Here is a 22,037-nt window from a genome sequence, read left to right as displayed (position 1 = left end):
ACTTTCTTTCCATATTGAGGCGGTTTGATGAGGTTTTGGTCTGGCAGAAACAGAACGGCAGATAGAAAAAGCCCCCGTTGTCGGAAGTGCAACGGGGGAACGAAAGGAATCAATGTTTCATGTCGGGAGGATCACGCTTAGTAACGCCCTTTCCCTCCTGTGGCGATGTAGTCGGCCAATTCAGCCTGCTGCTGACCGATTGCAGCGACGGTGTGGTGAACCCTTTTCACTACCGCACGCATGAAATCAAACACCAGCTTGGGATGTGAGGTGATCAGCGGGTCAATGCTGTCACGGTCGAAACAAAGCAACCGTGCTGAACCGATAGACTGAACGGAAATAGACCTAGGTTCGCCATCGATAAAACTAAGCTCGCCAATCAAATCCCCCTGATGCAGAGTGTGCAGCAGGTTTATTTTTCCTGAGCTTTTGTTTTCCCGGCAAAAGGCCAGTCTGCCTTCTGTCACAATGTAAAAGCTGTTCGCTGTGTCCCCGGCGCGGTAAAGAAATTCGCCATCTTCCAGCGTCATTTCCCTTGCGGCTTGCTGCGCCAAAACGGCTGCACCGTCTTCACCTATATATTGCCCAATCGGCGCTTCAAGGATCAGGCGGGCCACGTTTTCTGCATTGGGTTTGTTCATCTTGATATCCTTGTTAGTGTCTGTTGTCCGTTTTCAGCCAGAGCGCTGTTCACACGCTCTAGCGCCGGGCGCGTATCTGTTTCCTCCACACCGGTAAACTGCACAGCGTTAAGTGCCGCATACAGGTTGGCCTGTGCTTTTTTCGTCAGCCCTTCTGACAGCTCCCACGAGTAACCTTTTATGGTGAGCAGCCAAATATCGGGATAAACACCATAACACTGGTGACACATGGCGACGATGCTTTGCACGGAGATGGCGTGGGAGGTGAAACTGTCATCCAGCCTCGGCGCCACGCGCTCCATCGCAAACCGTCTTGAGGTATCTGCTTTGGTGGCGTCCACAAACAACACCCGTTGGTGGCGGCGGATTAAATCCACATCCTCAAAGAAGAGTTGATAGTGACGAACCAACTGGGCATCGGAGAGCTTTTCCGCCTCAATGGCATCAATAAACGCCCATCCCAGCCCATCATCCTCACGCCCTACATTGCCGATGCCATAGATAAGGTCGAAGGCATCGAGTGGCAGTGATTTATCGGAATTTTTCATCAATCAACCTTCCTTTCGCGTCCAGCATGGTGATCTGAAGTGGCATTTGTCCCATGGCGTGGGTGGCACAACTCAGACATGGGTCATAAGCACGAATCCCGACTTCTATGGCATTCATCATGCCTTCGGTGATCTCTGCTTTGCCCGAAATCCACTCCTGCGCCACGGCCTTTACAGTGCGGTTCATGGCCGTGTTGTTCTGGGTGGTGGAAACAATCAGGTTGGCAAAGGTCATATTCCCTGCCTGATCTGCGCGGTAGTGGTGAAGCAAGGTTCCACGGGGCGCTTCTACAACGCCGACGCCTTCACCTGTCCACAACTCCGGCGTGGTATTCAGCAGTAAATTTTCCCCTTGTAAGTCCGGGTCATTGAGCAAATCTTTGATCAGCTCTGCAGAATGCAGGATTTCAATCGCCCGCGCCCAGTTGGTATGCAGGGTCATGTTGTTGGCTTTGCCCTTGGTGTAGTCATGGAAACGTTCCAGCGCTTCCTGTGCCAGCGGCGTGTTATAGCGGCGGGTTACATTGAGGCGCGCCAAAGGCCCAACCCGGACAGAGCCCGCTTCCCGACCCATGGCTTTCAGGTATGGGAATTTCATGTAACTCCAGGCTTCTGTCGCTTCGGAGAAATGGTCGAGGTAGTCGTGATAGTTGGTTTCCAGCACCACGTTTTTGTTTTCGTCGATCACTTTCATGTCGCCGTGGTAGTAATCCACGTCGCCGTTTTCATCGACCAGACACATATCCAGCGCCTTGGTGATACCGAAGTTATCAATTTCGTCGCGGTGCGCTTCGTGATAGCTGTAAAACAGGTTGAGGGCGTCCTGCGCGTAATCAATCACCTCGTCGATAGAAAGCAGATCGTCGGTGCCTTTGAGGAACTTATCCCGCACTTCAATGCTGAGGTTGTTGTTCACCCCACCCGGGATCGAGCTGATACCGTGCATGCGCTTACCCAGCACAGCCACAATCAACTCCTGACCCCAGCGTCGTAGTTCAATCACCCGTTTCACCAGTTCCGGATTGGCTTCCGCCAGACCGAGCACATTGCGTTTTTCCGGCGCGGATTCAATGCCGAACACCATTTCCGGCGCAATCAGGTAGAAATAGGCCGTTACATGAGACTGTAACTGTTGGGCGTAATGGCCTAAACGACGCATTTTTTCCGGCGTCGGCAGCATCTTAATGCCGTCTTTCAGGCCGACACCAACCATGTCATCCAGCGCTTTCGCGCCACAAAGATGATGACTGACAAAGCAGATACCACAAATGCGTTGCAGCAACATCGGCGCTTCCCAATATGGGTGCCCTTGAATGAAGCGTTCAAAACCACGGAATTCGACCACCTGGAGCCGTGCATCCACTACCTTGTTGTTGTCATCCAACTGGAGGGTGACTTTTCCGTGCCCTTCAATCCGCGTTACCGGATCAATGACGAGTGTTTTACTCATAATCCTTTCTCCCTTCAGTCGTAACGGTTAACAGACGTCGGCAAATCGACTTCCCGGCCATTCACCAGATCATCGAGCACCTTGAAGATGGCATCGCCATCCGGTGGACAACCCGGGATGAAGTAATCCATTTTCACCACTTCATGGGCGGGATAGACCTTGGTGGTGATGCGGGGAACATCAATGTGGGGAATCACGTTTTCTGTGCCAGGCGGACGGGTTGTTGACGAGATATAGGCTTCATCCAGACATTCAGTCAGCGATACCTGATTGCGCATGGCCGGCACGCCGCCCCATACTGCACAGGCACCGACAGAAATCAGGATGTCGCAGTTCTCCCGGAAGTGTTCGAGGGTTTCTATGTTCTCCTCGTTGGCAATGCCCCCCTCGACAAATCCGATGGTGCAGCGCTCCGGGATACGTTTGATGTCGGTAATCGAAGAACGTGTGATGGTGACTTTACCCAGCAAGTCCACCAGGCGGCTGTCCATATCCAGAAAAGACAAGGTGCAGCCCCAGCAGCCACAAAGGCCAATCATGGCGACTTTGATCTTGCCATCCCGCAAAGCCTGGGTTTCTTCATCCAGCGGCGTGCGTGGTAAGTCGTGGGAAAAAATCACGTTACTGTTGTGAGAATGGTTACTCATTTGCTTTCCCTCCCAATCGCACGCTCGCGCACAGATTCAATATCAAACTTGCGTTTACCGATTGGCGCATCAAAGCCTACGGCTTTTTTCAGGATGCAGCCGACAGGACACAGTTCCATGGCTTCAGTCACCTGCTGGTCACTCATTTTGTCTGCCAACGCGACATCGATTTCGATACGGGCGTTTGCTCCACGGCCGCTGATGTTGAAGATCTTCCTGCCGGACTCACGATCTTTCACGAACTCCACGCAACGCTGGCAGAAAATGCAGCGATCACGCTCCAACCAGATCTTTTCTGATCGGAAGTCGTTCTCGGTAACCGGGAAACGGTAAGGAAAACGCGATACCATCATGCCGGTTTCATAACCCACCGCCTGTAAGTCACATCGACCGCTCTTTTCGCAGCTTGGGCAATTGTGCTTACCTTCCACAAACAGCATTTCTATCAATGCCTTGCGGATGTCTGTGGTTTCGGGTTCGTTCACTTCCACCACCATGCCTTCAGAAACCGGCATGGTGCAGGACGCCACATTGTTGCCATTGACTTTGCAGGTACAAACCCGGCAGGTGCCCAGGCACGGCTTCCCGCGCTGGTAGCAGAGCGTTGGGATATACACACCGTTATCGAGTGCGACATCCACCAGCATCTGGTTTTCGTCTGCGGTCACTTCCTTGCCGTCGATGGTTAATTTAATGCTCATTTCGACACCTCCGTTGCTTGGTCTGCCCCTGTATCATCCATCAGGGCTTCGGTGGCTATTGCATAACCTTCCAGCGCCTCGTTGAGATCAAACGACGCCAGCAATGGTCCGCTCTGGGTGACTAGCTTTTTATGGTATTCCTCGGGAAACGCACTGAGCGACGTCAGGATAGGTTTTGGGGACGTAGTGCCCAAGCCACATCGGCTTGCACCACGGATGATCTTGCTCCAGGCGATGATTTCATCGAGATCCTGCTCAACCGCACGCCCTTCGATGATCAAGGAGATCTTGTTGTGAAGCTCCACATTACCGGCGCGGCATGGCACACAAATCCCGCAGGATTCTTCCATAAAGAAATGGATAAACTGCCTGACGATATCCAGCAGATTGCGTTCATAACTGAACACCATCAACGAACCGTTACAGGAGAGGTCTTTGTAGGAGAAGACACGGTTACCGTCTTTGGCGGCAGAGACGCACTCACCAGATGGACCACTGACCTGCACGACCCTTGGATTTCGTGCGCCGACGGTTTCCAGTACATCCTTAAGGGAAATACCCCACTCAATTTCGTAGATACCGGCCTTGTCTACATCACCGGAAACGCTGATTAAGCGCGTACCCGCCGATTCAGAGGTACCCATGGCTTCATACCAACGCGCACCTTTTTCAAAGATGCGGGTGACGTTTGCCAGAGTTTCAACGTTATTGACTGCCGTTGGGCAACCCAGATACCCCTGATGAACAGGGAACGGCGGCTTAACACGCGGCGTGCCGCGCTTGCCTTCGCAGGACTCAATCAGTGCTGATTCATCCCCACAAATATAAGCTCCCGCGCCCAGTTGAATGCGGATATCGAAGTCAAAACCGGTGTTTCCGCCAATCGCTTTACCCAGCAGATTGCGTTCGCGCAGTGACTGCAGAGTTTTTTCGAGGTACTCAACCAAAAAGCGGTATTCGTAACGAAGGTAAATGATCCCTTCTTTGGCGCCTGTGGCGTAGCCGCCAATGATCATACCGGCAAAGACCTGCTCTGGTGCATGTGTGAGGATCACCCTGTCTTTAAAGGTGCCTGGCTCCCCTTCATCGGCGTTACAGATGACATATTTTTCACTGCCGACCGCGTCATAACACAAACGCCATTTCAACCCGGCAGAAAAACCCGCACCACCGCGGCCTCGCAGTTTGGATGTGCTGGTTGCATCAATGATTTCAGCAGGCAATTGAGTGACAACGTCACGGATAACGGTATCCACATCAATCGCATCAGAGAAAAAGACGGGGCCAGACTGACGTATATTGGACTCAACGAGTTCCTCAATATACGCAAGGCTATCCGCAGCCAAACCTTTGGGGTTTGCCAGCGATGCAGGCGATACCCCGGCATTCAGGGCGGCAATCAGGGTGCGGGCTTTGTCCGGCGTAAGGCGCGTAAACGGGATGCCGTCCACCAACATCGCGGGTTCCTGATCAGACAAGCCGATACAGTGAGTGTCATAGAGCCCAAAGCGGCCATTGGCGGACACCGAGCCAAACTCACATCCGGTGGCCTTTTCCAGCGCTTCTCTGACGTCTTCATAGCCATTCATTCGAGCTATGACGGTATCGGCCAGATAGATTTTGTGCTCTCCGGCCGGTTCATCGTGAAGAAAGTGATAAAAAGAAAGTGTCTCTCTCACGTCCAACGGCGACAGATTCAGCCCGTTTGCCAATACATGAACTGAGGAATCAGAGATATATCCATCAGCATCCTGTATCGCGAGCAGCATATCAATCAGCCGCTCACGGCGGTGTTGATAGCGCGTTAATATCGCTTCTACGTTTTTGCTCATTGCTTACTCCTTTGTGCTACTTCCTGTCCGCTGTGGTGTTGCTTACAACGACAGAGCCAGCGAAATTTGGGCAAAACGGTGCTTACCCTCTTGCGATGTAAGTTGGGCCAAAGTGTCAGTGACTTATTGTTATTGGGCGCTTAGCGGTGACAAGCGCCTGAATATTTGTCGGTTTTATCCAGGGTCATTATCCAGGGTCAAAGATACGTACCCCGCTGTTTTGTCCGGTTTTTGAAGTGACGAATGGCGATAACCATTGCTGCCATTGTTTGAACAGCACAGGGTGTGACGCGGCAAGTACGTTGCGTGATGCCAGGGCTGGCTTGAAAACCGGTGTGCCATCAAACGAAGAGGATTCCCCGCCCGCTTCTTTCAGGATCAGCCACCCCGCTGAGTAATCCCAAAGCTTCTGCCCGCCATGCAGGTACAATTGACAGCGATTGGCGGCAATCCAACACCAATCCAGAGCGCTTGCTCCAAAACTACGTTGAGAGCGGTAAGGTGGCGTGGAAGCCAGTGCGGTCGCCAAAACCGGTGAAAGCCGTTTGAAATCTACCAAGGCCATGACGTTTTCCAGCTTGGCCGGAACATTGAGCGCGGTGCTGTCCAGGATCTCGCCATTGAGGCTGGCGCCGCCTTGTCGGGTGGCAAAAAAGCACTCGTCTCGGATGGGGTCGTAAACCAGCCCTAATTGCACCTGGTGCTCGTAAACCAGTGATAGCGATGTACAAAAATAGGGAATGCCAAACGCGAAATTGCTGGTGCCATCAATTGGATCCAACACCCAGAATGCGCCGCTCCCGGTCTGCAAAATGGCTTGTTGGACTGCTGCTGCCTGCTCTTCACCTAACACAGGGATATCGGGCCAGATTTCGTTCAGGGCGTCGTTGATACGTTGCTGCATATCGACATCCGCTTCAGTCACTATGTCGTTGTTGCTTTTGAAGGAAACATCAATATCGCCGTTCAAATGCTTAAAACTGGGAACGACTGCCTGTTGGGCGGCTTCACGCACGATGCCACTCAAGCACTCCCTCACGGCTTGTTCAGACATATTTAGCAACGTAAACAACTGCAACTTTGAAACCATATTGGATGACTTTCCTTTCATCGCTGTTTCCTCCAATTTGTAACTGCAAACACAATGCCAATTGTTGATGCAATGTTAATTCAATATTTTTCAATAATTTAAAATCAGACCACGGCAAATACTTCGCGTTTACCTGTCAGTGACTATCCAGTTTTAGAATGAAGTGGTAAGGGAACTTCCAGTGAAAAAAAAGCCCACATTGAGTGGGCAAGGTGTGGGCTTAAGTAGTGGGTTCCATTTGCCGGTGAGGCACGGCTTGCTCACCCAATGTTGCATCCATTTCGCGGTGATATTGCTCAACCCGCTCGACTTCTTCTTTCGCGCCGATGATCACAGGGATACGCTGGTGCAGACTGTCCGGTACGACAGAGAGGATGCGTCCTCGTCCTGTAGACGCTGCGCCTCCGGCCTGCTCGATGATAAAGCTCATGGGATTAGCTTCATAAAGCAGGCGCAAACGCCCTTTGTGCACATTCTCCCGCCCATCTTTCGGATAGAGAAAGATACCGCCGCGCATCAGGATCCGGTGCACTTCCGCCACCATGGAGGCTATCCAGCGGGTATTGAAGTTTTTCTCACGCGGGCCGTCATCTCCTGCAATCAACTCATCGATATAGCGTTTAATCGCCGGTTCCCAGTAGCGCTGGTTAGACATATTGATCGCGAACTCTTTGGCCGCTGTGGGAATTTTCAGCTTGGGATTAGTAAGGATAAACTCGCCAATGTCCTGATCCAGCGTGAAGCCGTTCACCCCTTGCCCTGTAGTCAGCACCAAATTTGTCGCGGGGCCATAGAGCACATATCCCGCGCAAACCTGTTGCGTGCCTGGTTGTAAAAAGTCCGCTTCCGTCGGATTGGTGATGCCCTCAGGACAGCGGAGAATGGAAAAAATGGTGCCGATAGAAACGTTAATTTCTGTGTTGGAAGAGCCATCCAGTGGGTCAAACACCACCAGATATTTCCCTTTCGGAAAGCGTGCCGGAATGGGATAAACGTCTTCCATTTCCTCAGACGCCATGCCAGACAGGTGTCCACCCCATTCCAATGCTTTGAGCATGATTTCATTGGAAATAATGTCGAGTTTCTTCTGTGTTTCGCCCTGTACGTTTTCTGTATCGGCGCTGCCAAGCACATTGATCAGCTGGCCGCGGTTTACGCCATCGGAAATCTCTTTGCAGGCGGTGACAATGGCACTGAGCAGCAAGGTGAACTCACCGGTGGTGTTGGGAATGCGTCGCTGCTCTTCGATAATAAAGCGGGTAAATGTCGTCCCTTTTCTCATCATAGTGAATCTCCTTATACGCTCACTTCACGCTTGGCAAAGCGATCGTGTGTGGTGGCAACACTCACCCGGTTGGAGCCACTGAATACCAGCTCCTCAATCAACGGCTGCATGACAAGTTCCATCGCCAGCCCCATTTTCCCGCCGGGCACCACAATGTTGTTTCGACGCGACATGAACGAACCATCCACCATGTTCAACAAATATTGGAAGTCGACACCGGTTTTTTTCGGGTCGCGGAAGCGGATAACCACCATGCTTTCATCCAGGGTTGGAATGTCGCGGGCGATAAACGGATTCGAGGTATCGACCATGGGCACGCGCTGGAAATTGATGTCGGTAAGGGAAAACTGCGGCGTGATGTAATGCACGTAGTCATGCATACGGCGCAATATGGTATCCGTTACAGCGTCACGGCTATAGCCGCGCACATTGGTATCGCGGTGGATTTTCTGAATCCACTCAAGATTCACAATGGGTACCACGCCAATCAACAGGTCGACATACTGGGCAACATTGTTTTTCGCCGTTACTACACCGCCATGCAAGCCTTCATAGAACAGCAGGTCTGAACCTTCGGGAATGGGTTGCCAATCGGTAAAGCCGCCCGCTTTTTGATTGTGCAGCCGCGCCTCTTCTTCATTGTGAATGTAGTAGCGGCGCATTGCTGAGCCCGTTTCTGCATAGGTGCGGAAGGTGTTTTCCAGCTCGTCAAAATTGTTCCCTTCCGGGCCAAAATGGCTAAGGTTTTTGCCTTTCTCCTGCGCCCGTTTCAAGCGCTCGCGCATCTCTGCGCGGTCATACATATGGTAACTGTCGCCTTCTACCACCGCAGCGTTGAATTGATTACGGCGAAAGATTTGCTCCATCGCGTTTTTTACGGTCGAAGTACCTGCACCGGATGAGCCCGTTACGGCCAAAATTGGGTGTTTTACAGACATAACTCTTCTCCTTGCTAAAGATATGAACTGCCTGCCGTTAATGGACGGACGGATTCAACTCGCCACTGGCGTAGCGCAATGCCATCTGTTCGAGGTTAATTGGCGAGATTTTGGAAGCCATGCCGACACACCCAAACGCTTCATAGCGATCCTGACAGATGTTCTGCATGCCGTTGGTCGCGGCACTGAGGAATTTCCTGGGGTCGAAGTTCGAACCGTTCTCGGCCAGGAATTTGCGCACGGCTCCTGTGCTTGCCATGCGAAGGTCGGTGTCGATATTCACCTTGCGCACACCGTGGCGGATCCCTTCAACGATCTCTTCTACCGGCACGCCATAGGTTTCGCCCATGTCGCCGCCGTATTCATTGATGATCTTCAACCATTCCTGCGGCACAGAAGACGAGCCGTGCATTACGAGGTGGGTATCGGGAATGCGCTCATGAATGGCTTTGATACGGTCAATAGCAAGAATGTCGCCTGTCGGTGGACGGGTAAATTTGTAGGCGCCGTGGCTGGTACCGATGGCAATGGCGAGTGCATCCACGCCAGTTTGGCGCACAAATAAGGCGGCTTCTTCCGGGTCTGTCAGCAATTGTTCGTGACTCAGTATGCCTTCCGCGCCGGAGCCGTCTTCTTCACCCGCTTCCCCTGTTTCCAGTGAGCCGAGGCAACCCAACTCCCCCTCAACGGATACCCCGCATGCATGAGCCATATTCACGACTCGGCCTGTCACGTCGCAGTTGTATTCGTAGCTCGCTGGCGTTTTCATATCCTCCAGCAATGAACCGTCCATCATCACTGACGAAAAGCCCTGTTGTATTGACTGCACGCAAACCGCCGGAGAAGCACCGTGATCCTGATGGACGCAGACGGGAATATGAGGCCACTCCTCCAAAGACGCGAGGATCAGGTGACGAAGAAACGGTGCGCCTGCATAGCTACGCGCACCGGCTGAGGTTTGTAAGATAACCGGGCTGTCACATTGCGCTGCAGCGCGCATGATGGCCTGAACCTGTTCCATGTTATTCACGTTAAACGCCGGCACGCCGTAACCGTGCTCTGCCGCATGGTCTAGCAATTGCCTCAGGCTGATTAATGCCATAACTCTCTCCTTGTCCGTTTTCGTTGTAATGCATAAAACCGCGAAATCTTTATGGCTTTCACGTTATCGGGAGAGAAAGAGCAAGACCAATCAGGAATTAAACTGGCTTGGATAAGTTATTTTTATATGCACCAAATAAGGCAAAACAGGCCAATAAAATCAGCCTATTGAGTCATTATCACCAAGGGGAAAACGGACTTTTTACGGGAAGTAGAAATGTACGGACAGCGAGATTTGTGGGCTTTTGCCCGTGACTGGCACGGGCAGAAAACTAGCCTTGGTATCCCATCATTCTGGGAATAGCCAGTACCAAATCAGGGGAAAGGATCATCACAAGCAGCGCGGCAAGCAGCACAAAAATGAACGGGACGACCTGTTTCACAATGCCTGCCAGCGGGATTTTGGTTGTGCCGTTAATGACAAACAGCAACACACCGTAAGGCGGCGTGATAAGGCCAATCATCAGGTTTACCACGGTCACCACGCCGAAGTGCACCAGATCGATACCCAGTTCGCGGCAAGCCGGTATAAACAGCGGGACGATCACCAAAATCACCGTGGTGGCGTCCAACAGAAAACCCAAGCCCAGATAGATTAGGTTAACCATCAACAAAAACGCCAGCGGGGAGAAATCTGACGCCCCTATCCACTGCGCGATGGCTGTTGGCACATTCTCCGTGGCAATGATGTAGTTGAAGATAAGCGCGGAACCAATCACCAATCCCACAGACGCTGAGGAATACGCACTTTCTTTCAATGCGTGATAGAGCTGTTTAAAACTGATGGAGCGATAAATTACCGAAAGGATCAACGCATACGCCGCTGCTACTGCTGCCGCTTCTGTTGGTGTGGTGATCCCCCCATAAATCCCGAAGAGTAAAATGCCGGGCATCATCAGGGTCGGCAAAGCCCGCAGCGTAATGCCGGGGATCTCTTTGGTGGGTGTTTTTGGCTCTTTGGGAATATCCAGTTTGGTCGCCATGTAGGCATTAAACGCCATCAGCACCGCGCCCATTAAAAGCCCCGGTAAAAGCCCGGCCATAAAGAGATACCCAACCGAGGTATCTGACACCAGCGCATAAATCACCATAGGGATCGAGGGCGGAATGATAGGTCCGATGGTTGCTGAGGCCGCAGTGATGGCGGCGGCGTAACTGGGAGGATACCGGCCATCTTTTGTCATCATATTGATGATGACACGCCCAACCCCTGCCGCATCAGCCACTGCAGATCCTGACATGCCGGAAAAAATCAGGCTGGAAACGATGTTCACATGGCCAAGCCCACCGCGAAAATGCCCGACCATGGCAACACAGAACTTGAGAAGCCTGTCAGTAATACTCCCCGCATTCATGATGTTGGCCGCCACAATAAACAGCGGTACCGCCAACAGGATAAAGCTGTTGTAGAAGCCCTGAATAATCTGCTCACCAGCCAACGCCAAATCTTGGCCACTGACCGCCAGATAGACAATGGCGCCAATAATCATGGAAAACGACACCGGCGTGCCAATGCCAGCCAGTAAAAATACCGTTGCAAGACAAAGTGTTAATGCCAGGCTCATTCGTCCACCTGCCCATCATCGTTGGGTAACGTATAACCTGGGTTCAAATACTGAATAAGTGTGACGGTGTAACGAATAATAATCGCCCCGAGGAAGATGCCATAAATGCTGAATACGTAATTCAAGCGCCATTTCAATATCGCGCTCTTTTTGATTTTGTAGAAAGTGATGTAATCCCAAGTGGGAAGAAAACTGGCACCGAAACCGATGATCAGTGCCAGAGCAGAAAGGATGAGGAAAACACGCTGCGCTTTGCCGGGCACACTGTGGAATATGAGATCAAAGCGAATGTGGTCTTTTTCACGAAGGCAAAACGCCCCAACCCAGAAAATCACCCACAGCCAAAGTGTCAGCAATAACTCGGCTGACCACCCTATGGGTTCGTTCAGTACATAACGGGAGAAGATTTGTGCGCAGAAAATGAGGAACATCGCGGCCAGCATCATGACTGCGACGCCATCGGCAATTCGTTTCAACCAAAGCAAAACCCACTTCAAGCTAAGATCCCCCAAACACTGAGATCTCTAAACGCTTCCCAGCACGGCATTCCTTGTCCTTGCTTACTACCAAAGTGCTTTCCTTAACTCTCGATAAAACGTCTTTTTTATTGTTTTCAGGGCACGAGCTGTTGCTGCACGCCTTTTGTGCTTAGCCTAGACGAATTGGCTGCTGGATTTCGGCCAAATGTGTCTCAGATGTTAAAGCAGGTGTGAATTCCTTCCCCGTTAAGGCTGGTGTTTTATAAGAGATTCAGGAAAAAGAGACACGCAACCGTTCCGCTAAGGCTGAGAATATGGGCACTTAATGGATAAAGTTGTTCGGGATGAACCAAAGTGCAAATGGACAAGCCAAAGATCGCCGTGGTTGGGGCAGGATTAATTGGAAAAAATCACATTCGGTTAATTGCCGAAAACCCGAATTGTGATTTGGCGGCTGTCGTCGATCCATTCGACGCCAGCAAAGTCATTGCACTCGAACAAGGCGTCCCCCATTTTGAGGATCTGGAAGCGCTGTTGAATGCCAACATTGCCGACGGCATTATCCTTGCCACGCCTAACAACCTCCATGTCCGGCAAGCTTTAATGTGTATCAAGCACCGCATCCCGACCCTAATAGAAAAGCCGGTTGCCCAATCGCTGGAAGAAGGCAACACCCTGCTGGAAATCGCCCAAGTTGATCCATTGATCGACGATTCTCTATTGGTTGGCCATCACCGGATGCACAGCCCAATCATCAAACAGACCAAAGCGCTGATCGATTCCGGCAAGCTCGGCAATCTGGTGGCGGTTCAGGGGAGCGCCCTTTTCTATAAGCCGGATGATTATTTCGAAGCCGCGCCTTGGCGAACCCAGGCAGGCGGTGGTCCAATCCTGATCAACCTGATCCATGAAATTGGCAACCTGCGTTATTTGTGTGGGGAAATTGTGGACGTTCAGGCCATGGCTTCCAACCACCAGCGCCAATATGAAGTCGAAGATACCGTGGCCATTAATTTGCGCTTTGCCAGCGGCGCACTGGGTACTTTTATTCTCTCTGATACGGCGGCGTCTCCTCGCAGTTGGGAGCAAACGTCGCAGGAAAACAAATCTTACGCCAGTTACCCAAATGAAGAGTGCTACCACATTGCAGGCACCAAAGGCTCAATCTCTGTCCCATCGATGCAATTGAAATACTATGCCAACGATGACGACCGCTCATGGTGGAAACCGTTCGAGTGTGAAGCGATGGCGCTTGATCGAAAAGATCCTTTGGTCGAGCAGCTTAACCACTTCTGCCGGGTGATCCGCAAAGAAGAAAAGCCGCTCGTAACAGTGAAGGATGGATTGCAAAACCTAAGGGTGACAGAAGCGGTGGTTGAGGCAGTACAAAACATAAAATGACTCAAATTTAACCAATGTAAGATGCTCGCATTTTAATATTTAAAAACAATTTGTTAGCTATCAATTTGATGGACTTAAAATATAATTTAAGTACTTATATTAGTGTTATAAAAGATGTAATACAAACAAAGTATTTTATTGCTTCACACCACTATACGGATTTAGAATGCGTCTCTTTTTGCCGCATTCTAATATTCACAATGAAAAAAGCATTATTAATATCAACACTACTTTTGGGCGGATGTTCACAGATCCAACACTACAATAATATTGATGTAAACTCGCATACAGTTCTAAACACTTCAATTGGAGGGAAGGTGTTTGGCACTTCTCGAACAAAGGACTTACCAAATGCGTTTGGTAAAGCTGACATCTGGGGTGGCAAAGTCGATACGGGTTACTCTGAACTACGCTTCCAAGGTTTGACTGAAGACAATAAAATTATCTTCAGATTTATGGATGTAAATATTCAATCAAATGAAGATGTGTTCACCCGTTATGGCCAAAACACCTCAAATGTTTATTCGAACCCTTTTGGTGGAATAACAATAAGCCAAAGTACAAAGCCAGAAGCTAAGATTTCACAACTCCCACCCAATACTACTGAGTTTTTGTTTCCAATTGACAACAAAACTCTAAATATCGGAGGGTATACTGTCCACGTTATTTCAGCGACACCGTTCAATCTTGAATACAAAGTGACGAAATGATTAAAGGGGCTCAATTTAGCCCCTCTTCTTACAAAAAGGAAATGGCTTCAAATCAGCACTCTATCCCTCTCCGAATCCATCACCTTCATTACTGCTTCCGCATAACGGGTACCGATAACATTCTCTTCCCGGAATACGGAAGAGAGATGTGAAACCACATCTGGTGTCATGGCGACATCCAATGCACCGATATTTTCACGCATGTATTCGATATGTTTGGTTCCGGGGATTGGTATCAGCGTCTTATTGCCCTGCCCGTTGGTTTGATGGATAAGCCATGCCAAGGCGAGTTGCGCCAACGAACAGTTCAGTTGGTTTGCAACGTCCTGAAGCGGTTTCAGTAACTGACTGTTTTGGATGAACGCCTTCGCTTCAAAGCGGGGCTTGGCATTCCCAGTGCGAATATCTCCGTCTGTCAAAAACGAGGAATCCTGCGCTTTCCCAGTCAGGAACTGGCGGCCTAGCGGCGAGAAAGGCACAAAGGTCACGCCCAATTCTTCACAGGTGGCGAGCATTTTCAGCTCTGGCAATCGTGTCCACAGCGAATACTCTGATTGCACCGCTGCAATAGGATGAACAGCATGAGCGCGGCGTAATGTCTCGCTTGAAATCTCAGACAGCCCTATTTCCCGAATCTTCCCAGCCTTCACCAAATCTACCAATGCACCAACGCTTTCTTCAATCGGCACATTGGGATCGAGCCTGTGCAGATAATAAAGGTCAATCACATCCGTTTGTAAACGCTGCAGGCTGGCATCACAGTGGCGCTTAATCGTCTCTGGACGGCCGTCGATCCTTGGTTGGCCATCATGGGAATAGAGTGCGCATTTACTGGCAAGTACGTATTCGTCGCGACGATGTTTAATGGCTTTGGCAATCAGTTCTTCGTTCTTGCCTGCGCCATACATGGTCGCGGTATCCAGAAAGTCGTAGCCGAGATCCAAGGCTTCATTCAGTAGGCGGATGGATGTGGTTTCGTCACTTGGCCCATAGCCGTGGGACATACTCATACACCCCAATCCAATGGGTGATACGGTCAGTGAGCCTATTTTGCGCTTTTCCATTTTGTTTATTCTCGTTTTTGATTGTATTGCCGCTCTGCCACATTTTTAGCGTGATGCACGCTTCCATTCCCACCCAACACCTGCGTAATACCGGATTTGTCTCACTCATGATGAAACTAACATTTCAATAACATGATTTGATGAAACAGAAGAAAGGAATGAACTAACAACACTATGCAGGGGTATCACGCATGAAATCAATAGCACGACCAACTCTGAAGCAAGCAGTGAAAGCAGCAGCCTTGGTTTTTGCAGTAGGTGCGACATCATTCGTTAACGCAGAAGAAACAAAACTTCGCCTATCGGGCCCTATGTCCGCCACAGACGAACGTGCTATCGCCATGACGGAAGTTTTCGCACCGGCGGTTGCTGACTTTGCGGAATTTGAAGGCCACTGGAACAGTTCTTTGTTCAAACAAGGTACCGACCTGGAAGCCATTGCCCGTGGTAATCTGGACATGACCATCACCTCTGCGCAGGAGCTTGCTGAGTTTATTCCTGCGTTTTCCATTTTTGCTGCAGGTTATGTCCACCGCGATGCAGAACACCAGAAACGTGTTTTCGCCGCAGACTTTATGGATCCGCTGAAGGAAGAAGCTGAAGACTTGTTGGGCGTTAAATTGCTGAGCGTGATGTACCTTGGCCGCCGGAACGTCAATTTACGCACCGATCAGGAAGTGAAAACGCCTGAAGATTTGAAAGGCGTAAAACTGCGCATGCCGGGCTCAGATGCGTGGCAATTCCTGGGTAAAGCGCTGGGTGCAAACCCTACCCCAATGGCGTTTGCTGAAGTCTATACCGCGTTGCAAACCGGTGCCGTTGACGGTCAGGACAACCCTCTCCCAACGACCAAAGACGCCAAGTTCCATGAAGTGACCAAGCAAATTATTCTTACCGGTCATTTGGTGGATCTGAATTACATTGCGATCTCCAAAGAGGTTTGGGACAGCTTTACGCCTGAGCAACAAGCGATATTGCAAAAAGCGTCGGATGATGCTGCAGAATCTGCCCGCCAGAAGCAACTGGCGCAGGAAGCGAGTCTGGCGCAATTCTTCCGCGATCAGGGCTTGAAAGTTTACGAACCTGATTTGAAAGCGTTCCAGGAACACGTTCAGGCTGCTTACATGAATTCAGACTATTCAGAACAGTGGCCAGAAGGTCTGCTGGAGCAAATCAACGCGCAGTAATCCCACTTTATTGCGTTTTTAGTGGTCGCGGCAATCGGGTTGCCGCGATTTTTATTTTGTCTGACAGCAAAATTAATCCAACCAAATCTGTCACTTGCCAGCCTTTCTGCGCGTACAAATAATTCCTTATCCTGAACATAAGAAGAAGCAATTTCACTTATTCCCGCCACTTTCCAACAATGGAATGAATCTTCATTTGAAGGTTCCAGCACGGAGCTGACGATTTGGGCTCTGACCGACAGAAGGAATTTGGCTATGGCGAAAAGTTATCAAGCAGGTGTAAAAGAGTATCGGGAAACCTATTGGGAGCCGGATTATAAACCTGCAGACACGGATTTTCTGGCTTGCTTCAAAATCGAACCCCAACCGGGCGTTCCACGTGAAGAAGCTGCAGCAGCCGTCGCGGCGGAGTCATCAACCGGCACATGGACAACTGTCTGGACCGATTTGCTGACTGACCTCGATTACTACAAAGGACGCGCTTACGCGATTGAAGATGTACCCGGCGATGATACGGCGTTTTACGCTTTTGTCGCTTATCCCATCGATCTGTTTGAAGAAGGATCTGTGGTAAACGTACTGACTTCTTTGGTGGGTAATGTATTTGGCTTTAAAGCCATTCGCGGCCTGCGTCTTGAAGATGTGCGCTTTCCAATCGCTTACGTAAAAACCTGTGGTGGCCCACCAAACGGCATCCAGGTTGAACGCGACAAACTCAATAAGTATGGCCGTGCTCTGCTCGGTTGTACCATCAAACCGAAACTTGGCCTTTCCGCGAAAAACTATGGCCGCGCCTGTTATGAAGGGCTTCGCGGTGGTCTGGATTTCACCAAGGATGACGAGAACGTTAACTCCCAACCTTTCATGCGCTGGCGTGACCGTTTCGAATACGTGGCGGAAGCCATTCATCGTGCCGAGCGTGAAACCGGCGAGCGTAAAGGCCATTACCTGAACGTGACCGCCCCAACCCCGGAAGAAATGTACCGCCGCGCGGAGTTTGCCAAAGAGCTGGGCATGCCGATCATCATGCATGACTACCTGACCGCAGGCTTTACCGCGAACACCGGACTGGCTAACTGGTGTCGCCAAAACGGCATGTTGCTGCACATTCACCGCGCCATGCACGCCGTGTTGGATAGAAACCCGCGTCACGGTATCCACTTTCGTGTGCTGTCGAAATGTTTGCGCCTGTCAGGTGGTGACCACCTTCACTCCGGTACGGTTGTGGGCAAGCTCGAAGGCGACCGCGAAGCAACACTGGGCTGGATCGACATCATGCGCGATCGGGTGATCAAAGAAGATCGTTCCCGCGGCATCTTCTTCGATCAGGACTTTGGCTCAATGCCCGGCGTATTCCCGGTGGCTTCCGGTGGTATCCATGTTTGGCACATGCCTGCGCTGGTTTCCATTTTCGGTGACGACGCAGTATTCCAGTTCGGAGGCGGTACGCTCGGTCACCCATGGGGTAATGCGGCAGGCGCAGCAGCAAACCGTGTTGCCCTTGAAGCTTGTACTCAGGCACGTAACGAAGGCAAGGTGCTGGAAAAAGAAGGTAAGGACATTCTTACCGCCGCGGCGAAACATAGCCCTGAGCTCAAAGCGGCGATGGAAACCTGGAAAGAGATTAAGTTTGAGTTCGACACCGTCGACAAACTCGATAAGGCTCACGCCTAAGTCAGCCAGCAAGGAGAAATGATGATGAGTGATGTAATAGATTATGCTTCGCGACTGACGGACGCACACAGCCGCAAGTTCGAAACCTTTTCTTACCTGCCCCGCATGACGGCAGAGCAGATCCGCCGTCAGGTGGAGTACATCGTCAGCAAGGGTTGGAACCCGGCGATTGAACATTCTGAACCAGAGGAAGCCAGTGGCGCTTACTGGTACATGTGGAAACTGCCGATGTTTGGCGAAACCAACGTCGACCAAATCCTTAACGAAGCGCAGCTTTGCCACAACCAGAATCCCAATAACCACGTCCGTCTGGTCGGTTATGACAACTTCAAGCAAAGCCAAGGGGCGTCGATGGTGATATACCGCGCGCCAGGTTTTGAGTGATTTGAGTTAGCCAACTTAGCGAATATTGGGGCGAATATTGGGCATGACAAACAATGCATGCCCTCTTCGCTTCATCCCGCACAGCAAGAGAATCCGGAGGCGATAATGGATAAAGCGCTAACGGCAATACCCATTGAAAACCAATATTGCATTGATAAAGAGCCCTACTATCAGGAAGCTGGCAGTGAAATCAGCCTTTATCAAGCGGCATATCAACTGCGCATTCCCATGATGCTCAAAGGCCCAACGGGTTGCGGTAAAACCCGCTTTATTGAACACATGGCTTGGCGACTGAAAAAACCGTTGATCACCATTTCCTGCCACGAAGACATGACAGCCTCAGATCTCATCGGCCGCTACTTACTCGATGCGAATGGCACTTACTGGCAGGATGGTCCGTTAACACTGGCAGCAAGGATTGGGGCTATCTGTTATCTCGATGAAGTGGTTGAGGCGAGGCAGGATACAACCGTCGCTATCCACTCCCTGACCGATTACCGCCGCACCCTGTCGCTGGAAAAGAAAGGCGAATTGCTTCAGGCACATGACGATTTCCAACTGGTCATTTCCTATAACCCCGGTTATCAGACCTTGATGAAAGATCTGAAAACCTCGACCAAGCAACGTTTCGCGGCGCTGGAGTTCGGCTATCCGGATGAAGAGACAGAAACTGCGATTGTTTGTCACGAGTCTGGGATTGATACCGAAATGGCTGGCCGCCTGATTCAAATCGCCCGCCATGCCCGCAATTTAGTCGGCCACGGTTTGAGTGAAGGGATTTCTACCCGACTTCTTGTTTACACCGCACAACTTATCGTTCAGGGAATCGCCCCTATTGCAGCCTGCCAAATGGCGTTGGTAAGGCCACTCAGTGATGACGCCGACATACGCGAAACGCTGGATGCCACCATTCAGGCCTGCTTCTAGACAAGGGACAACCGCGATGATTGCCAGATTAGAACCACTGTTAAGAGATATTGAAGCCCAACTTCATTCAGAATCGGAACTCGCTCTGTTTCGGGAGTTGTCGACGTTAACGCGGGAGACTGTTCCCCATCTTGGCGAAAGCGAGGCGGCGGATTACCTAGAAATGGTGGAAAATGCGTTTCAGGACACGCGCCGGTTTGATGTAAATATCGTCTTGCTCCGCATCATTCCAGAGCTTTATCGCGTTTTAGGTGACAACGTCACTAAGCAGACCTTCAATTCTGTGGTGAACCTCAAAAGCTGGCTTTCAAATCAGAGGCTTATACAATTTTTGGAAGTGCTGCCCTTGACCGCTCAGAAGCTTCAAAGCCTCAGTGCATTTCAACGCTATCTGTCGTTGAGTGAAGATCTTGCGGCTTTGTCTCCCCGTTGTATTCAGCCTTTTCTTTCTGTTTCCAGTACCATGTTGAACAAGGTCAATATCAGCGGGTTGCGTCATTGGGCAATGGTGGGGGCAAAATCCCACACCCATAATGAAGAAGCGCTGGTGGCGTATTTTTCGCTTCAATCAGCGGATAGCCAGGCGATGTTCCAACAACAACGGCGCGGTTGTTTGTTTATCGATATCCAGCGCCAACTCGGATTTTTGCTCCGCGCTGTCTGGGAGCAGACCTTCTTTCTCCGCCCTCAAATAGCAGAGCTGGAAGATGATTCACGCGCCACTTTTATACCGCCCAACATTCAACAAGGCGTGATTCATCTTCCCGATGCGTTGGAAACGATTTACTTCAACGGCAAATCGATAGCGCCCAAATCGCTATACCGCGCGATGGCGACACATTGCGGTGCGCACCTGATCTATGGATGCGCAAGAAATGCGCAGCGCTACAACCCATTGCAACAACAGTGTATTGGCTTGTTTGAAGATGCCTATGTTGAAGCTCTGGCAATGGAAGACCATCCGCTGCTTCGTGCGATTTGGCAACCGTTCCATCAACCGGGTAGTCACCAAAATCCGCTATTGGAATTGGTTCACGCGATCTTCTTGAATCAAAGCACTTCTCTCACTGAACCATTCGACAAACTCGCTGCAATATTTAAAGAAATAGTGAATTTTAACGGCACAATTCAGGCAAAAGCCGACATGATTTCAGCATTAGGCATAAGGCTCGCTGAGCTACTGGAGAAAGAATCCAACGCAGAGCGTTGGCTAAAAGAAGCCGCCTTACCCTACCGGGATGATAACCACAACCTCTGGCGCGAACAGGATGAAACCTACATTTTCATAGAACCCGAGCAGATCAGCCGCACCGTAAATGTCATGGAAATGGTGAACGAGATCGACTGTGAGCTGGCTGACGATGATGCGCAGGAAATCTGGCATCTGGAAACGCCGTTTTATCGCGATGGTGATCCTGAAAATGTCAGCCTGAATGAACTGGAAGGCAAACAACAAAAGTCTGAGCCCTTTCTTTATCCCGAATGGGACTACACCTCCCGGACTTTGCGTCCTGATTGGGTGACGCTGACAGAATACTCACCGGTAAAAGGCGACCCCGATTTCATCGATCAGTTGCTTAGTGAACGGAAACAACTGGTGGGCAAAATAAAATGGCTGGTTGAAGCAATGCAGCCTAAAGGGTTGCTTCGCATGCGCAAACAACGCGAAGGTGACGATCTCGATTTGGATGCCGCGATTGAAGCAATGAAAGAAATCCGCCGCGGCGCCCTGCCGGACATGAACATTGACATCCGGCTCAAACGACAAGAGCGTGATCTTGCCGTATTGGTGCTGGTCGATCTATCACATTCTGTTACGGAACCGCTCCCGGATTCTGATGTAACCATTCTGGATATAGAAAAAGAAGCGACGGTTATGCTTGCCAGTGCCATTGAAGGCATTGGCGATCCCTTTGCGATTCATGCCTTTTCTTCTGATGGACGCAGCGATGTGCAATATCAAAAAGTGAAAGACTTCGATGAATCGTTTGATGAGAAAGCCAAAGCACGCTTAGCAGGCATGAAGGCTGGGTTATCAACCCGCATGGGCGCTGCGTTGCGCCACGCCAAAACATTTTTGTCTCAACAACCTGCGCGCAAAAAACTACTGTTAATGATCAGTGATGGCATGCCATCCGATATTGATGTGCGCGACCCTGTCTATCTTCAGGCCGATACCAAGCAGGCAATTGATGAAATCAGCCTGCAAGGGATCACACCATTTTGCCTGACCATAGATCCGAATGCAGACAACTATATCGAGCAAATATTCGGTTTTGGCCGTTTTTCTGTGTTGGATGACGCAAAACGCCTGCCCGATATTTTGCCCACATTATTTGCTTCGATCACGCGCCACGCTACATAAACCCTCCGTCAAGAGAGGTGTATTTCAGACAGCACAGAGGACGTGATG

General features: G+C 50.6%; 20 protein-coding genes. 7 read left to right on the top strand and 13 right to left on the bottom strand.

Going from position 1 to position 22,037, the window contains the following annotated elements:
• Positions 1-137: 137 nt before the first annotated feature.
• The 12 genes from KU854_RS02670 to KU854_RS02615 form a co-directional block, all read right to left on the bottom strand.
• A complete protein-coding gene (locus tag KU854_RS02670) occupies positions 138-641 on the bottom strand; it encodes a Crp/Fnr family transcriptional regulator (protein WP_218356943.1) in 504 nt (167 codons plus the stop codon).
• A complete protein-coding gene (locus KU854_RS02665; RefSeq protein ID WP_218356942.1) occupies positions 638-1,189 on the bottom strand; it encodes a hydrogenase maturation protease in 552 nt (183 codons plus the stop codon). The genes KU854_RS02670 and KU854_RS02665 overlap by 4 nt, the downstream gene beginning before the upstream one ends.
• Entirely contained in the window at positions 1,173-2,639 is a 1,467-nt protein-coding gene (locus KU854_RS02660) for a Ni/Fe hydrogenase subunit alpha (RefSeq protein WP_218356941.1), read from the bottom strand. The genes KU854_RS02665 and KU854_RS02660 overlap by 17 nt, the downstream gene beginning before the upstream one ends.
• Before the next feature lie 14 nt (positions 2,640-2,653).
• A complete protein-coding gene (locus KU854_RS02655) occupies positions 2,654-3,286 on the bottom strand; it encodes an NADH-quinone oxidoreductase subunit B family protein (RefSeq protein ID WP_218356940.1) in 633 nt (210 codons plus the stop codon).
• On the bottom strand, positions 3,283-3,987 hold the full coding sequence (locus KU854_RS02650; RefSeq protein WP_218356939.1) for a 2Fe-2S iron-sulfur cluster-binding protein: 705 nt from the start codon (positions 3,985-3,987) through the stop codon (positions 3,283-3,285). Before KU854_RS02650 ends, KU854_RS02655 begins: the two co-directional genes overlap by 4 nt.
• Positions 3,984-5,819 (bottom strand): NAD(P)H-dependent oxidoreductase subunit E, encoded by a 1,836-nt coding sequence (locus tag KU854_RS02645; RefSeq protein ID WP_218356938.1) that lies wholly within the window; start codon positions 5,817-5,819, stop codon positions 3,984-3,986. Before KU854_RS02645 ends, KU854_RS02650 begins: the two co-directional genes overlap by 4 nt.
• Positions 5,820-6,006: 187 nt before the next feature.
• Complete coding sequence (locus KU854_RS02640) at positions 6,007-6,930, bottom strand: inositol monophosphatase family protein (RefSeq protein ID WP_054778371.1); 924 nt, start codon at positions 6,928-6,930, stop codon at positions 6,007-6,009.
• Between the two features lie 199 nt (positions 6,931-7,129).
• Complete coding sequence (locus KU854_RS02635; protein WP_255555369.1) at positions 7,130-8,194, bottom strand: class 1 fructose-bisphosphatase; 1,065 nt, start codon at positions 8,192-8,194, stop codon at positions 7,130-7,132.
• A gap of 11 nt (positions 8,195-8,205) precedes the next feature.
• Positions 8,206-9,132, bottom strand: a complete 927-nt coding sequence (locus tag KU854_RS02630) for a phosphoribulokinase (RefSeq protein ID WP_054778370.1) — start codon at positions 9,130-9,132, stop codon at positions 8,206-8,208.
• 37 nt (positions 9,133-9,169) lie between these two features.
• The gene (gene fba / locus KU854_RS02625; protein ID WP_218356937.1) at positions 9,170-10,234 is read right to left on the bottom strand and encodes a class II fructose-bisphosphate aldolase; all 1,065 of its coding nucleotides are present in this window, start codon (positions 10,232-10,234) and stop codon (positions 9,170-9,172) included.
• Between the two features lie 271 nt (positions 10,235-10,505).
• Positions 10,506-11,798, bottom strand: a complete 1,293-nt coding sequence (locus KU854_RS02620) for a TRAP transporter large permease (RefSeq protein ID WP_218356936.1) — start codon at positions 11,796-11,798, stop codon at positions 10,506-10,508.
• The gene (locus KU854_RS02615; RefSeq protein ID WP_218356935.1) at positions 11,795-12,295 is read right to left on the bottom strand and encodes a TRAP transporter small permease; all 501 of its coding nucleotides are present in this window, start codon (positions 12,293-12,295) and stop codon (positions 11,795-11,797) included. The genes KU854_RS02620 and KU854_RS02615 overlap by 4 nt, the downstream gene beginning before the upstream one ends.
• A 342-nt stretch (positions 12,296-12,637) precedes the next feature.
• Between KU854_RS02615 and KU854_RS02610 the strand changes: the two genes are divergently transcribed.
• Together KU854_RS02610 and KU854_RS02605 are read left to right on the top strand one after the other, a co-directional pair.
• Complete coding sequence (locus tag KU854_RS02610; RefSeq protein WP_218356934.1) at positions 12,638-13,678, top strand: Gfo/Idh/MocA family protein; 1,041 nt, start codon at positions 12,638-12,640, stop codon at positions 13,676-13,678.
• 317 nt (positions 13,679-13,995) lie between these two features.
• Entirely contained in the window at positions 13,996-14,388 is a 393-nt protein-coding gene (locus tag KU854_RS02605) for a peptidase (protein WP_255555368.1), read from the top strand.
• A gap of 47 nt (positions 14,389-14,435) precedes the next feature.
• On the opposite strand, the gene KU854_RS02600 is transcribed toward KU854_RS02605, so the two are convergent.
• Positions 14,436-15,452, bottom strand: a complete 1,017-nt coding sequence (locus KU854_RS02600; RefSeq protein WP_218356932.1) for an aldo/keto reductase — start codon at positions 15,450-15,452, stop codon at positions 14,436-14,438.
• Between the two features lie 191 nt (positions 15,453-15,643).
• Between KU854_RS02600 and KU854_RS02595 the strand changes: the two genes are divergently transcribed.
• The 5 genes from KU854_RS02595 (at position 15,644) to KU854_RS02575 (ending at position 21,989) form a co-directional block, all read left to right on the top strand.
• Entirely contained in the window at positions 15,644-16,639 is a 996-nt protein-coding gene (locus tag KU854_RS02595) for a sialic acid TRAP transporter substrate-binding protein SiaP (protein WP_218356931.1), read from the top strand.
• Between the two features lie 255 nt (positions 16,640-16,894).
• Complete coding sequence (locus KU854_RS02590; protein ID WP_218356930.1) at positions 16,895-18,313, top strand: form I ribulose bisphosphate carboxylase large subunit; 1,419 nt, start codon at positions 16,895-16,897, stop codon at positions 18,311-18,313.
• Positions 18,314-18,337: 24 nt separating this feature from the next.
• The gene (locus KU854_RS02585) at positions 18,338-18,697 is read left to right on the top strand and encodes a ribulose bisphosphate carboxylase small subunit (protein WP_218356929.1); all 360 of its coding nucleotides are present in this window, start codon (positions 18,338-18,340) and stop codon (positions 18,695-18,697) included.
• Between the two features lie 105 nt (positions 18,698-18,802).
• Entirely contained in the window at positions 18,803-19,624 is an 822-nt protein-coding gene (locus KU854_RS02580) for a CbbQ/NirQ/NorQ/GpvN family protein (RefSeq protein WP_218356928.1), read from the top strand.
• Positions 19,625-19,640: 16 nt separating this feature from the next.
• On the top strand, positions 19,641-21,989 hold the full coding sequence (locus KU854_RS02575) for a nitric oxide reductase activation protein NorD (protein WP_255555367.1): 2,349 nt from the start codon (positions 19,641-19,643) through the stop codon (positions 21,987-21,989).
• The last annotated feature ends 48 nt before the right edge of the window (positions 21,990-22,037 follow it).

The organism is Enterovibrio paralichthyis, from assembly GCF_019209835.1.
GTDB classification, from domain to species: domain Bacteria; phylum Pseudomonadota; class Gammaproteobacteria; order Enterobacterales; family Vibrionaceae; genus Enterovibrio; species Enterovibrio paralichthyis.
This window is presented reverse-complemented; position numbering and strand designations above follow the sequence as displayed.